The 13,883-nt window shown below is 70.7% G+C and carries 11 protein-coding genes and 1 tRNA gene; 3 read left to right on the top strand and 9 right to left on the bottom strand.

All coding sequences use genetic code 11. The annotated features are described in order from the left end of the window. Nucleotides 1-140: 140 nt before the first annotated feature. The 5 genes from CA12_RS18235 to CA12_RS18215 all read right to left on the bottom strand — a co-directional run bounded on the left by CA12_RS18235 (nt 141) and on the right by CA12_RS18215 (nt 7,181). Nucleotides 141-3,746, bottom strand: a complete 3,606-nt coding sequence (locus tag CA12_RS18235; RefSeq protein ID WP_145360414.1) for a class I tRNA ligase family protein — start codon at nt 3,744-3,746, stop codon at nt 141-143. 166 nt (nt 3,747-3,912) lie between these two features. Beyond that, nucleotides 3,913-4,773 carry a purine-nucleoside phosphorylase gene (locus tag CA12_RS18230; RefSeq protein WP_242688015.1) on the bottom strand — a complete coding sequence of 287 codons (861 nt, stop codon included), beginning with the start codon at nt 4,771-4,773 and terminating at the stop codon, nt 3,913-3,915. Continuing rightward, on the bottom strand, nt 4,770-5,039 hold the full coding sequence (locus tag CA12_RS22230) for a hypothetical protein (RefSeq protein WP_165700848.1): 270 nt from the start codon (nt 5,037-5,039) through the stop codon (nt 4,770-4,772). The genes CA12_RS18230 and CA12_RS22230 overlap by 4 nt, the downstream gene beginning before the upstream one ends. Before the next feature lie 277 nt (nt 5,040-5,316). Then, nucleotides 5,317-5,389 (bottom strand) — tRNA-Ala (locus tag CA12_RS18220). Nucleotides 5,390-5,522: 133 nt separating this feature from the next. Beyond that, the gene (locus CA12_RS18215; RefSeq protein WP_145360413.1) at nt 5,523-7,181 is read right to left on the bottom strand and encodes an AMP-binding protein; all 1,659 of its coding nucleotides are present in this window, start codon (nt 7,179-7,181) and stop codon (nt 5,523-5,525) included. 132 nt (nt 7,182-7,313) lie between these two features. Between CA12_RS18215 and CA12_RS18210 the strand changes: the two genes are divergently transcribed. After that, nucleotides 7,314-7,787: a thiol-disulfide oxidoreductase DCC family protein gene (locus tag CA12_RS18210; RefSeq protein WP_145360412.1), complete on the top strand. Its 474-nt coding sequence runs from the start codon at nt 7,314-7,316 to the stop codon at nt 7,785-7,787. A gap of 37 nt (nt 7,788-7,824) precedes the next feature. Here CA12_RS18210 and aroH read toward each other — a convergent pair whose 3' ends face one another. Then, a complete protein-coding gene (gene aroH, locus CA12_RS18205; protein ID WP_145360411.1) occupies nt 7,825-8,193 on the bottom strand; it encodes a chorismate mutase in 369 nt (122 codons plus the stop codon). A gap of 173 nt (nt 8,194-8,366) precedes the next feature. Between aroH and lpxD the strand changes: the two genes are divergently transcribed. Beyond that, nucleotides 8,367-9,458 (top strand): UDP-3-O-(3-hydroxymyristoyl)glucosamine N-acyltransferase, encoded by a 1,092-nt coding sequence (lpxD, locus tag CA12_RS18200; RefSeq protein ID WP_165700847.1) that lies wholly within the window; start codon nt 8,367-8,369, stop codon nt 9,456-9,458. Between the two features lie 34 nt (nt 9,459-9,492). Then, complete coding sequence (locus CA12_RS18195; protein ID WP_242688013.1) at nt 9,493-10,500, top strand: LpxI family protein; 1,008 nt, start codon at nt 9,493-9,495, stop codon at nt 10,498-10,500. A 172-nt stretch (nt 10,501-10,672) separates the two neighbouring features. Here CA12_RS18195 and trxA read toward each other — a convergent pair whose 3' ends face one another. The 3 genes from trxA to CA12_RS18180 are packed head-to-tail and all read right to left on the bottom strand — an operon-like array spanning nt 10,673 to nt 13,865. Beyond that, the gene (trxA, locus tag CA12_RS18190; RefSeq protein WP_145360409.1) at nt 10,673-11,539 is read right to left on the bottom strand and encodes a thioredoxin; all 867 of its coding nucleotides are present in this window, start codon (nt 11,537-11,539) and stop codon (nt 10,673-10,675) included. A gap of 40 nt (nt 11,540-11,579) precedes the next feature. After that, nucleotides 11,580-12,941 carry a DUF1598 domain-containing protein gene (locus tag CA12_RS23045; RefSeq protein ID WP_145360408.1) on the bottom strand — a complete coding sequence of 454 codons (1,362 nt, stop codon included), beginning with the start codon at nt 12,939-12,941 and terminating at the stop codon, nt 11,580-11,582. A gap of 36 nt (nt 12,942-12,977) precedes the next feature. Further along, nucleotides 12,978-13,865, bottom strand: coding sequence for a triphosphoribosyl-dephospho-CoA synthase (locus CA12_RS18180; RefSeq protein WP_145360407.1), 888 nt, complete (start codon nt 13,863-13,865; stop codon nt 12,978-12,980). Nucleotides 13,866-13,883: the final 18 nt, after the last annotated feature.

Below are 13,883 nucleotides of genomic sequence, written 5' to 3'. Positions count from 1 at the left end.
ACCCCCCGCGGGTTTCGCGGGTGTCGCGCTGCCAAGGTTGTTTGAGCCCCACCACCAACCCGGAGCGTCAGTGAGGGCTTCGGCGCCGCCCGCCCCTGCGGGGCGGGCGGCCCTCGCTGACGCTTCGGGTTAGTGGAAGGCTAAACCTTCCGCACCGTCACCGCCTCGCCGCCGGTCTCGCCGGGGGTCAGGGAGTCGGCGAGGGTTTCGCCGCGGATGTAGTCCGTCCAGGTCTCCACGGCGGCGGCCCGTTGGGCGTCGGCGGGGTCGTAGGTGACGGCGATGCGGTCGCTGAGTTCCAGCCCGGCGGCCTTGCGGGCCTCCTGCACGAGCCGCACGAAGTCCCGCGCCCGGCCCTCGACCTCCAGTTCCGGCGTGAGGGCGGTGGAGAGGGCGACGGTCACGCTTTCGCCGCCGGGCAGCGTCTCGCTGGCGCTGGCCCAGTCGCCGGACTGCTCCGTCGTGACCAGCACGTCCTCCGGCCCCAGTTCCAGCGGTTCGCCGCCGACCGTCACCGTGACGTGTTCCCCCCGCCGCAGCGGGGCGAGTTCGTCCGACAGGGCCGGCAGGGCCTGTCGGATCGCCCCCAGCCGCTTGCCGTAGCGCGGGCCGAGCGTCTTCAGGTTCGGCTTGAAGGTGTATTTAACGAGGTCGTCCAGCGACTCGGCCGGCGTGACCGTCTTAACGTTCAGTTCGTCGGCGATCACGTCCGCCAGGGTGGCGACCGCCGCGGCGACGGCCGGATCGTCCGTGGAAACCCGCAACTCCGGCAACGGTTGCCGCACGCGATGGCCCGTTTCCTCCCGCAACCGGTGCCCCAGTCGCACCGCCGCCTGGGCGGCGGCCATGCGGGCCGTGAGGGTGGCGTCCGGGTCTGCGGGGTGGTCGCTGACCTTCGGAAACGGGCAGAGGTGCACGCTGTGCGGCGGCCGCTCGCCCTTCGGCGTCCCCGCATTTTGCGCGATAACGAGCGCCTGATAGATGCGTTCGGCGAGGAACGGCATCGACGGAGCGACCAGCTTCGCCAGCGTGACCAATGCGGAGTACAGCGTGAGATACGCCGCCCGCTTGTCCGTATCCGCCTGGGGACCGGACGCGTCCGCCGTCCGCCAGAACCGCCGCCGATTTCGGCGGATGTACCAGTTCGACAGGTCGTCGAGAAAGGCTTCGACGGCCCCGCAGGCGTCGGCGGGGCGGTAGTCCTCGTACCCCTCCGTCACTTCGGCGATCGTCTCCCGCAGTCGGGCGATCAGCCAGCGGTCGATCTCCGGGCAGTCCTTCAGCCCGACGACGGTCTTGTGGGTGATCTCGAAGCCGTCTGCCCGGGCGTATTCGGTGAAGAACGTCAGGCAGTTCCACAGCGGGATCAGCACCCGGCGCCGGGTCTCGTCCGCCGGGCCGCTGGTGACCTCGCAGGTGGGGAAGCCCTCGCGGGTCTGTTGGATCGTGCCCTCGGGCGTCGCCAGCGGGACCGGGCTGTCCGGGTGGCGGGTGCCGAACCGCAGGTCCCGGGCGGGGTCCTGGGCGAGGTACATCCACCGCATCGTGTCGACGCCCAGTTGCTCCGCGGCCTCCTCGAACCAGATCGCGGTGCCGTCGCTCTTGTGCATCGCCCGGCCGGTTTCGTCCAGGACCAGCTTGTAGCCGAACAGGGCCTTGAACGGCCGTTTCTCCTCCGGCGTCGCCTCCCCGTGGCGCATCATCGTGCCGAGGGCCAGCAGGGAATAGAACCAGTTGCGGAACTGGCCGGGGAAGCTCTCGCTGACCAGATCGAACGGGTAGAGCTTCTCCCACTCCCCCCGGTCGACGTTGTAGCCGGTCGTGCTGAACGGCGTGATGCCGGCGTCCAGCCAGGGGTTGCCCACGTCCGGCACGCGGCTGAGCAGCTTGCCGGTGGTGGACGATTGGATCTTCACCCCGTCGATCCAGGGCTTGTGCGGGGTGCGGCCCTCGAAGCCGTCCCAGCCCTCGACGGCCCGCTCCTTCAGTTCGTCCAGCGAACCGATCACCTCGAACTCGCCGCTCTCCGGGTCGGCCCAGATCGGCAGCGCCAGACCCCAGAACCGCTTCTTGGAGACCATCCAGTCCCGCATGTTTTCGAGCCATTCCAGCTCGCGCCGTTCGCCGTCGATGCTCTCCGGCCGCCAGTCGATCGTCTTGACGACCTCCTTGATTTCGTCCCGCCAATCCATGCGGATCAGCCATTCGTCGACCAGGCGGAAGATCAGCTCCTCGCCGGTCCGCCAGCAGTGCGGGTAGACGTGCGGGTAGAGCTCGTCGGCGACGTGGAAGCCGCTTTCCTTCAGCCGAGTCAGGACCAACGCGGCGGCGTCCGGCTCGTAGGCGGCCAGGCCGGTGAACTCGCCGAAGCCCTCGACGAAGCGGCCGGCCTCGTCCAGCGGGGCGACGATCGGCAGGCCGTGCTGCTCGCCGAGTTTGTGGTCGATATCGCCGCAGCCGGGGGCGGTGTGCACGATGCCCGTACCCTCCGCCGCGGTGACGACGGAGCTGCCCCGGCTGTCCCGGCCGCCGTCGATGACCCGGTGGGCCTCCGCCGCCGACGGCTCCCCTTCCCCACCCGGCTCCACGGGAAACCCGCCGGGCGACTGCTGGGCGGGCAACGCGTCGAACGGGCCGTCGTATTGCAGGCCGATCAGTTCGGAACCCTTGACCGTGCCGACGACCTCGTAGCCGCCCTGTTCCTTGAAGATCTGGGCGAGCGTCTTCAGCTTCGGGACGCCCTCCGGCCAGGGGCCGTCGCCGCCGAAGCCTTCCTTAAACTCTTTGGCGAGCCGCTGGTTGTTCAGCGCCTCGGCGGCGACGTGCAGGATCGCGCCGTCCCGGTTCAGCTTCACCCGGGCGTAGTCCAGATCGCCGGCGACGGCGCAGGCGACGTTGCTGGTCAGCGTCCAGGGGGTGGTCGTCCAGGCGAGCAGGTACTCGTTCTCCCGACCGCGGATCGGGAAGCGGACGAACACGCTGCGGTGGGTCGTCAGCTTGCGGCCGTCGGCGACTTCCATCTGGGAGTAAGCCGAACCGGCGGTGCCGCCCCAGGGCATCACGTCGTTGCCGCGGTAGACCTTGCCGCGCTCGTGGCACTTCTTGAGGAAGGACCAGATCGTCTCGTTGTTCTCTGTGGAGAACGTGAAGTAGCTCCCGCCCCAGCCCGCGGCGTCGCGGGGGGAACCGAGCCGGGCGGTGATCTCCTCCGGGTGCCCGGTGACGACCTCGCCGGAGGCCGTTTTGTAGGAGACCTCCCGGCTCTCGCCGAGGGCGTCGGCCAACCGCCGCAGTTCGTCCGGGTCGTCCCAGTCCATCCAGTAGCCGAGGCGAACCGACTGCTCCGTCTGCCGGGCGGCGAACCGCAGCACTCGCTTCTTGCACTCCGTGACGAAGCGGTCGACGCCGAAGGCCTGGATGTCCGCCTTGGATTGCAGGCCGAACTCCTTCTGCACCTCGACCTCGACCCAGAGGCCCTGACAGTCGAAGCCGTTCTGCCACCAGCACTTCCGGCCGTTCATCGCGTGAAAGCGGCGGAAGGCGTCCTTGTAGGTGCGGCCCCAGGCGTGGTGCACGCCCATGGGGTTGTTGGCCGTCATCGGGCCGTCGAGGAACGTCCACGGTTCGCCCTGCTCCGTCTGATCGCGGAGCTGATCGAAGGTGCGGTTCTGCTCCCAGAACCGCAGGGTGTCGTGTTCCCCGGCGAGAAAGTCGGGACCGGCGAGTTTGGGGAACGGGGACGGCACGGCGGCGGCGGGTCTCAGGAGGCGCGGGGCGGGATGGTACGGATCCGCTCCCAGACAGGCGAGCGGGGGGCGTCAGCCCTCCCGTGTCCGTGGGCGGGCGCCCCGTTCGGAGCGGCGGCTTTGAGAGCACACGGAGGGCGGACGCCCACCGCTCGCCGACGGTTCGTTACAGCCGCGGGATGACGCGTTGCAGCAGCGCCGACAGCGCCGCCCCGCCCCGCTCGGCGGTGGCGATGATCTTGGCGATATCCACCGGCTCCAGCCGGTCGGGATCGCAGAGGTCCGTGACCACGCTGAAGGCCAGCGTTTTCAGGCCGCAGTGCTTGGCGACGATGCACTCCGGGACGGTGCTCATGCCGACGACGTCCGCCCCGAAGCCGCGGAGCATACGGTACTCGGCGCGGGTCTCCAGGTTCGGGCCGGGCACAGCGACGAACACGCCCTCCCGCAGCGTCATCCCCGCCGCGGCGGCCTCTTCGCGGGCCAGGGCCAGCAGGCCGCGGTCGTAGGGCTCGAACATGTCCGGGAACCGGGGGCCGAGCGCGTCGTCGTTCGGGCCGGTCAGCGGGTTGCCGGGCAGCAGATCAATGTGGTCCTCGATCAGCATCGAATCGCCCAGCTCGAACGCCGGGTTTAGGCCGCCGGCGGCGTTGGTCAGCACGAGGGTCTCCGCCCCCAGCGCCCGCACCACGCGGATCGGGAACGTGCACTCGGCGAGGGTGTAGCCCTCGTAGGAGTGAAACCGGCCGTCCAGCACGGCGACGCTCGCCCCGCCCAGTTCCCCCAGCAATAGCCGGCCCCGGTGCCCGGGGGCGGTGGAGGCGGGAAAGTGCGGGATCTCCAAGTAGGGGATCTCGGCCTCAACGGCGACGGCCTCCGCCAGCCCGCCCAGACCCGTGCCGGTGACCACCGCGACCCGCGGCGTCCGCCCGCACCGCTCGCGCACGGCGGCGGCGGCCGCGTCGATCTTCTTCGCCAAATCAGGCATCACGGCGGCGCCGTCGGGGGAGGCGGGGACGGAGCTCAAAAATCGTCGTCCTCGTCGTCGAGGAAGTCCTCGTCGTCGTCCTCGTCCTCCTCCTCCTCAAAGTCGTCGTCCTCGTCGAGGTCTTCGTCGATCTCCTCCTCGTCGATCTCGTCCTCGTCCTCCTCTTCGAGCTCCTCATCCTCGAACTCGTCGTCCTCGTCCTCCAGCTCGTCTTCGAACTCGTCGTCTTCGTCGTCGAAGACCTCCTCAAATTCTTCCTCGTCCTCGATCACCGCCCATAGCTCGAACGGCCGGGCGCTCGGCATCGCGGCGACGTCGGGGTCGATGGTTCCGGTCGAGAACGGAACGAAAGGGGCGGCAGGTTGAACCGTGAGCATCGCGGCGAGAGCGTCGGCAAGGTGGCGCCACGGCGGACCACCCGCCGGGGGGCTCCGAAGTAGAGGCGGCGGCGGAGGGTGTCAAGCACTCGTCCGCCCATTTTCCGATGACTCCGCCCGACCCGCCGACCGACCCCTCCGCGCACGAAAAACCGCCGGACCCGAAGGTCCGGCGGTCGGCGACGGTTTCGAGGAACCGATTCAGTGGAGGATAGGGGACTCGAACCCCTGACCTCCTGCATGCCATGCAGGCGCTCTCCCAGCTGAGCTAATCCCCCGTGAGGTGCGGTTTGACCCGCTCGGCGTCCGTCGGACACGGCCGCCCCGCGTCGGGTTCACGGGAACCCGTCGCGGGCGGAACGATAGGAGAACCCGCCCCGCTCCGTCAACCCGATCGGCTCGGATTCTCGCTCAGGCCTTCGGCGTCCGCTCCGCGGACCGTTCGGCGGCAAGCGTCTGCAACGCTTTCAGGTCGAGTTTGCCAGTCCCAAGCACCGGAATCGCATCCACCTTGTAGAAGGCGTCCGCGTCCGGCAGCCAGAGGTTCGGCAGGCCGCTCTCGTTCAGTTTCGCCCGCAGTTCGCTCACCGGCAGCGGCAGGTCGCGGTGCAGCACGACGACCCGCTCGCCTTTCTTCGCGTCCGGCACGGCGCTGACGGCGAGCGTCGGGCCGTCCGCCTCGGCGCCCTCCTCCGCCGGCTCCTCCGGCCCGCAGGCGCAGGCCTTCAGGAGGGCTTCCTCGATTTTCAGGTGCGGAACCATCTCCCCGCCGATCTTGCTGAACCGGCTGAGTCGCCCGGTGATGTGGATGAAGCCGTCCTCGTCGAGCCGCGCCATATCTCCCGTGTCGTACCAGCCGTCGCGGACGGCTTTCGCGGTCTTCTGCGGGTCGTGCAGGTAGCCCTTCATCACGGTCGCCCCGCCCACCTGGAGCACGCCCTCCTCGCCGATCGGCAGTTCCTCGCCGGTCTCGGAGGAGACGATTCGCACCCGCACGCCCGGCAGCGGGCGGCCGATCGTGCCGTGCTTCAGGCCCGGCACGTCGCCGGGGCGTTGGCGCTCCGGCGGGACGTTGCAGGAGACGACGGGGCTCAGTTCCGTGGCGCCGTACCCCTCCGTGGGAGCGATGCCGAACTTCTCCGCCCACGCCTCCCGCAGGTCCGCGGGAAGCTGTTCGCCGCCGACGACCACCAGGTTCAGGGTCCCCAGTTGCTCCGGCGTGCAGCGTTTCAGGTAGCCGCGGAGGAACGTCGGCGTGGCGAAGGTGATCGTGGGGCGATATTTCTCCCCCAGCTTGCCGACGGTGCGGCTGTCGAGCGGGTTCGGCCCGTAGACGCCGGCGCCGGGATGCACCAGCGGCCACCAGAGCGTCGCTGTGTAGCCGAAGCTGTGGAAGAACGGCAGCACCCCGAGCGTCACGTCCTCCTCCACCGGGTGGGCCAGCGGCTCGATCGCCGCCAGTACGCTGCCGACGCTTTTGTGCGTCAGTTCGACCCCCTTCGGCTCCCCCGTGCTGCCGGAGGTGAACACGACGGTCAGCGTCGCGTCCGGGTCGAGACGGTCCAGCCCCAGCGATTTCGTCAGCAGGCCCAGCGGCAGGGCGGCGTGGGCGGCCGCCTTGAGCTTATCAAGGGCTCCGGCCCGCTCCTTCAGGTCTTCGAGGTAGACATATTCCGTGTCCAGCTCCATCGGCTTCTTCTTGAGGAAGGCCCGGCTGGTGAGCACGTGTCGCACCCCCGCTTCTCGCAGGCAGTGGTTCGCCACCTCGTTGGACAGCGTGTAATTCACGTTGACCGTCACCCGCTGATCGAGCGTTAGGGCGGCGTTCGCCAGCACAGCGCCGACGCTGGGGGGCAGCAGGACGCCGACGTGCTCCTCGTCCGCCGCCAGCACATGCTTGCGGAGGAGCGAACGGAACATCAGCGAACCGATCAGCAGCCGTTTGCCGGTCAGTTCCGTGCCGAGGGCGTCGGCGACCTTCAACCGGCCGGCGTCCGCCTTGCAGCGGGCGAGCAGCCCCAACGGCGGCAGAATCGCGGCGGGCGCGGCGTCGGTCGAAGGTGCGGGCATCGGAAGGGCGCGGGGCGGCTGGCGGCGGGGGGACGACGCAGGGTAAAGCGGCTCGAGCCCCGCCCCAACGAAGCCCGGCGCCTCCTGAGCCCGCGGCGGTTCATTCCGACCGCCGCAGACGGTTCGTCCCGCATGACCGCGACCCGCACGTCCCCCGCCGCCCCCGCCGCCGGTCGGCCCACCAAGGGGGCCGGGCTGCCCGCCGCGGCCGACGGTCATCCGGTGCTGTTCTTTGACGGCGTGTGCGGGCTGTGCAACGCAGCCGTCGATTGGCTGATGGCCCGCGACCCGCAGGGCGTGCTGCGGTTCGCCCCTTTGCAGGGCGAGACGGCGGAGAAACTGCTCCCGAGCAGCGATCGCGAGTGCCTCGATTCGCTGGTGTTCCTCGACGAAACCGGCCGGTCCCGTCGCACCCGGGCCGTGGTGCGGGCGCTGGGGAAGCTGGGCGGTCGCTGGGCGGCCGCGTCGTGGGCACTGTGGCTGATCCCCGGGCCGGTGCGGGACGTCGCCTACCGGCTGATTTCCAAGCTGCGCTACGCGATCTGGGGCAAGAAGGAATCCTGCCGGATGCCTACCCCCCAGGAGCGCGCCCGGTTCCTGCCGTGAGTCCCGCCGGCACTCTGTCGGACGGGGCGTCGTTGCCTCACTGCGCCTCGCCGAGGTCCGGCCGGAGGGCCTTCGCCCGGTGGAGGTAGACGTGCTGCACGTCGTGCTGGCCCAGCGGGGTGTCGACGTGGAGCAGCACGCGGATCAGTCGCGGCAGGGCGCCGGCGACGTCGATCTCGGAGGCGCACAGCAGCGGCACGGCCCCGAAGCCCACGCCGCGGGCCGCCTCGGCGGGGAAGCAGCTCGTCAGGTCGGGCGTGGTCGTGAAGAAGGCGCTGCTGACGCGTTCCAGATCGGTCACGTCGTTCCGCTGGAGCACTTCGCGGAGCAACTCCGCGGTGGCGGCGAGGACTTCCTCGCGGGTGTCGGCCTCGACGCTGGTGGCTCCCCGGATGCCGCGGATCATGGGTTGGACTCGTACGGGTCGACGCGAAAAATAGGGGCGGGGGGAGCCTAGGGTATCGGATGCGGCCGGGTTCGGCCTTTCCACGTCCCGGCGATCTCGGATACCCTGTTCTCAGCCTGTCCCGCAAGACGCCGGGGCGGTCTTCTCCTCATCTCCCCTGCAGGGAAGCGGCCATGCCTCTCCTCGGCGATCTCCTGCCCGACTGCCCGCCCTCCGCGGCGGAGGTGGAGGTGACGGGGGTGGGCACCGCCACGCACGCCAAGCCCGGCGACCTGCTCTTTCTGGCGGACCCGCAGGCGGCGTCGCTGCCGGCGGACTGTCCCGCGGCGGCGGTTCTGGTCGAGCCCGGCCTGGAAGGCAAAGCGGAGAAGTTCCCCGGCGCCGTCGTTCCGCTGAGCGGCGCCCGCGCCGCCTTCGTGGCCCTGCTGCCGACGCTCGCCCCGCGCCGCACCGGCGACAAGCAAGGCGTCTCCAAGGCCGCGTACGTTCATCCCTCCGCCACGATCGCGGAGAGCGCCACCGTCTACCCGGGCGCGACGATCTCCGAACACGCCGTGCTCGGCGAGGGCTGCGTCGTGTACCCGGGCGCCTTCGTCGGCCCCGGCTGCACGCTGGGCGAGCGGGTCGTCCTGCATCCCAACTGCGTGCTGCACGACGGCGTGCACCTGGCCGACGGCGTGACCGTGCAGGCCGGCGCCGTGCTGGGCCAGGACGGTTTCGGGTTCGACAGCGACGCCAGCGGCCATCGTCACCTGCCGCACCACGGTGGCGTGCGGGTCGGCAAGGGGGCGCTGATCGGCGCCAATACCACCGTCGCCCGCGGCATGGTCGCCGACACCTATCTGGGCGAGGGCACCGTCACGGACGCCCAGGTCGTGATCGCTCATAACTGCGACATCGGCCCGCACAATCTCTTCTGCAGTCAGGTCGGCATCGCCGGTTCGGTGACGACGGGATCTTTCGTGATCGCCGCCGCACGATCCGGCATCCTGGATCACGTCACGGTGTGCGACCACGTCACCCTGGGCGGTGGTTCCGGCATGACCCGCGATTGCCGGACGCCCGGCACCTACCTCGGCGCCCCGGCCCAACCGGCCGACGCGGAGGTCAAGGTGATGATGGCCTCCCGCAAACTGCCCGAGATGCGGCAAACGCTCAAAGTCCTGCAAAAGCAGGTGGCGGCCCTGGCCGCCAAAATCGAACGCATGGAAGCCGGGAACGACCCCGCCGCCGCACCCGAACTGAGCCTTCGCGAAGCGGCCTGAGGGTTCGCCCCCGCCTCGCACTGCCCCCAGACCCATGGTCTCCGACAGGCCCACCGCCGGCATGGACGCCGCGATCGACCCAGCCGCCGGCCCCCAGGCGATTCGCCTGGCGGCCCACACCCTGCCGCGCGCGGTTCCTGACCCGGACGATCAATCGCTCGATCGCCCCCTGCTGGCCCCGCCGCCGGGCCGCGTCGGTCTGCTGGCCGGCGCCGGTCAGTTCCCGTTCCGCTTCGCCGAGGCGGCGAAGGCCGGCGGGCACGAGGTGTTCGCGGTCGGCGTGCAGGGAATGTGCGATCCGGCCCTGGCCGACCTCTGCGACGGCTACCGCGAGGCCCCAATCTGCCGGGCCGGCAGCATGATCCGCAAGTTCCGCCGGGCGGGCGTGCGGGAAGTGGTCATGGCCGGCAAGGTCACGAAGACGGTGTTCTTCGAACCTTGGCGGGCTTTCAAGCTGATGCCCGACTGGCGGGCGCTGTCGATCTGGTTTCACCACGCCCGGCGGGACAAGAAGGACGACACGCTGCTGTTGGCGGTGATTGCCGAGTTTGCCCGCAGCGGCCTGACCGTCGGGTCCGCCCTCGATTACGCCCCGGAGCTTCTCGTGCCGCACGGCTTCCTCACCGATCGCCAGCCCACCCCCAAACAGTGGGAGGACATCCGCTTCGGCTGGGCCCTCGCCAAGGAGATGGGCCGGCTGGACGTCGGGCAGAGCGTCTGCGTCGCCGACAAGGCCGTGATGGCCGTCGAGGCGATCGAGGGCACCGACAAGTGCATCGAACGTGCCGGCGAACTGTGTCGGCGGGGCGGCTTCACCGTGGTGAAGGTCGCCAAACCGCAGCAGGACCGCCGCTTCGACGTACCGACCGTCGGCGAGAACACCCTCCGCACGATGCACGCCGCCGGCGCCCGCGTGCTGGCGATTGAGAGCGGCAAAACGATCATGATCGACCGCGGCCCGATGATGGACCTCGCCGATCGGCTGGGCATCGCAGTCGTCAGCCTGAACGCCGAAGAGCTGTCGCTGAAGGCCGCCGCGTAGGCCCGGCCGTCGCCCCCGAGCCCCGACCGTCAGGAAGGGGCCGCTCATCAAGCCTCCGAGCGGTCGCGTCGTTGAACCGTTGGCGCCGCATGGGGCACGCGGCGAATCCGGGGGGAGCGAGCTGTGAGAAACGACCCCTCCCTGACGGTCGGGGCTCGTGCCTTACTCACTCTCAGTACAACGCCGACGCCAGCCGGCGGCGGTAGTCGCCGACCAGCGGGTCGGCCCCCAGGACCTCGAACACCCGCAGCATGGCCGCTTTGCCGGCGTCGCGAGGCTGGCCGGGGAAGCGTTCGACCACGGACAGGGCCGCTTGCAGGGCCGGTTCGTACTCGCCCGCGGCGGCGAGGGCGTCCGCCAGGGTCAGTTGCGCCGCCGGGTCGTCCGGGGCCGCCTCCGCGGCGGCCCGGGCCTCGGCGAGGTCGGTCTTCCCGCCCGACTGCCGCAGGGCCAGTTCCGCCTTCAGCTTGGTGGCCTCCGGGGGGAGCGGGCCGCGTTGCTCCAGGTCGGCGAGCGCCGCCGCGGCCTCGTCCACGTCCCCCGTCCGCATCGCACAGCGGGCGAGGCCCAGCGTCGCCTCCGGGAAGCCGGGACGTAGATCGAGGGCAAGGCCGTACCGGATCGCCGCCGCGGTGGGACTGTCGGCCTCCAGTTTTGCGGCCTCGGCGAGGCGATGGTCCGCCTCGTCCGGGGCCAGCCGATGGAGCCACGCCCGCAGATCGGCCTCTGTCTTCAGCCCGACAAACTGATCGACCGGCCGCCCCCCGGCGAAGGCGATCACGTGCGGGATCGAGCTGACGCGGAACGCCGCGGCGAGCTGCTGTTCCTGATCGATGTCGACCTTTGCCAGCGTCCAAGCCCCATTGCCCTCCGCGGCGAGGCCTTCCAGCAACGGGCCGAGCGTCCGGCAGGGCCCGCACCACGGGGCCCAGAAGTCGACGACGACCGGGACCGGGCTGCGGAGGACGGCGGCCTCGAACGTCGCGGCGGTGACGTCGACGGTGAACGGCGGGCTGGGGGAGGCGGCGTCGGCGGACATGGCGTCAGTCTGGCCTTCACCGCCCCGTCCGGCCAACGTCTCAGTCCCACCACCACCGCGCGCCGGCCGCGGCGAGGGCGTCGGCCCGGGCCTGCTCCAAGTCGCCGCCGGAGTCCGGCGTTTGCCCGGCCTCCCGCAAGGCGTCGGCGGGTCGGATCGACACGCCGCCGCTGATCAGCCCCACGACCGTGCGGCCCGTGCTCTTCGTGTTGAACGCCGTCGGCACCGTCTTCGGCGCCGGGCCGACCGGCACCGGCAATGCGGCTTCGTCGAGCAGCAGGCCCGGCGTCCACCCGGCCTGCTCCGCCAATCGCTCCGCCCGCAGCAGTTCGGCCGTCACCGCCAGGTCGTACAGGCTCTGGAGCTGGGCGAAGATCGGCCGTTCGGCGGCCAATGCGGGCACCTGCTCCGTGAAGCGGTTCGCCCAGGCCACGTTGGACTGCCCCCGCTGACCGGCGTCGCGGCGGCTGCCGTCGGCGGCGATCGCCTCGTCCTCCGTCATCATCCGCAGGCGCTGACCGCGGAGGGCGAAGGCGGTGCGGTTGGCGTTCACGGCGACGGGTTCGTAGTCGGCGACGATGAAAAACCGCTGGGCGCTGTTCGCCCCCGGCCCGATTAGGGCGAGGTGCGACGGCAGAGCCCGCACCCCGGAGGGTTCAAGGCCGAGGGCGATCAGCTTCATGCGGTAGTCCGCCTCCGCCAGCGTGACGCCGAAGTGCGAACCGGCCGGGACGCCGTAGATGCGGATCGTCTGCTCGCCGAGGATCTCCGCCAGCTTCCGGTAGATGCCCGCCGCCTGCGAGACCGACCGCACCGCCCCGAGGCCGGCGGTCGCGCGAGCCATCGCGGCCTGGCGTTCGGGCACGGGGTCGATGGAACAGCCGATCGCTCCGTCCTGCCGTGCGTCTCCGCCGCGAAGCGCGGCCAGCAGATCGAACAGGTGCAACACCGGCCGCCCGCCGTGGTCGCCCTCCGCCGTGGAGACCTTCCGGCCCAGCGCATCCGGCCCAAACCCTCCGGCCGGGCCGACCAGCACCACGTCCCCCGGCTCCTCCGCCGTCCCCGGCTGGACGAGGATCGCCTCGATCCGGGTCAGACCGGCGAGGTGCAGCATCGTCTCGTCCGGCTCCTGCCCCGCCGCCGTCGCCGCGGCGAGGGCGGCTTCGAGCTTCCTCAGCGAGACCTTGCGGGCGTCGCTGCTCGCGTTGAGGTCCGCGGGCAGGTTCTGGGCGGCGAAGGCGGCCTGCCGGTCCCTGTCGAGCTTGGTGCCGAGGGTTTTGTCGTAGCGGGCGGTAAGGGCGCCGGCCGGGTCGATCAGCACGCCCCCGGCGTTGCCGTTATTCTGAGCGAGAGCCGTCGCGGGGACGAGCAGCGACGCGGCGAGCAGCAGGGAGACGCGCACGAGGTCGCACCGAATCGGGGACGGGAACGTCCGATGCTACGCGCCCCCGCCCTGCCGGACGAGACGCGCCGCGTGGGCGGCGAGTTCGTCCTCCGTCGGCAGCTCGATCAGCCGCTCCCGCCCGGCCCAAAACAGCGCGGCACAGGTGAGGTCCGCCGTCGTGCCCGGATTGCGGCGCGGCGAGCCGCCGCGGAGGAACCGGTCGAGTTCCCGGGCCGCCCGCCTGTGAACGGGCCAATCCGATCTCTCCGGCCGTTTGTGAACGACGTCCTCGGCTCGAATCCGCGCCTCTTCCGCCGTCGCCGGTCCGCACCGGCGGGCGATGTGCGAATCCGGGTGCCTCGAGAGCTCCATCAGGTAGAGAAACGTCGTCGCCGACTCCCACTTTCCAGTCCGTTCGAGGGGGAACCGTTCGGCGAAGATGCGCACGTCGTCAAATCCTACGGCGTACTGTCGAGCGATCCGATCGCGGTTGGCCGCCAACGTCATCGCTTCCGTCAGCGTCACCGTCGGCTCGTCCCGCACATCCTGCTCCGGCGTTTCCCCCAGCCCGCCGGGGCTCGCCAAGCGGATCGCTTCGTACACGGCCCAGGCGTCCTTCACGGTCGTCGCGGCAAGAACCGGCCCGACGCCGTCCGCCAGCGAGACGTCCTCCGGCACGGCGCACAGCGGGGCGAGCAGCAGGGCGATCCCGAGGTTCACGTTCGTCCCGCACTCCCGCCGGGTCGCCCGCACGCAGTTCAACACGGCCGGGCCGACGCCCAGCTTCGCAGCGGCCGGCAGCGTCTCCGCCGCGACATGGGCCGCGGCGACGAAGTGGGCGTAGGTGAGGTCAGCGAAGTCCGCCCCCGGGTAGACGTTCCCCGGCTTGCGGGCGGTGCACTCCGTGAGGCAGGCCCGGCGGACGAGTTCGGACAGATTCATCGGTCGCGCAGCAAAGAG

This window comes from Alienimonas californiensis, assembly GCF_007743815.1.
GTDB lineage: Bacteria > Planctomycetota > Planctomycetia > Planctomycetales > Planctomycetaceae > Alienimonas > Alienimonas californiensis.
Note: the sequence above shows the minus strand (reverse complement) of the source record. Positions and strands in the feature narration are given on the sequence as shown.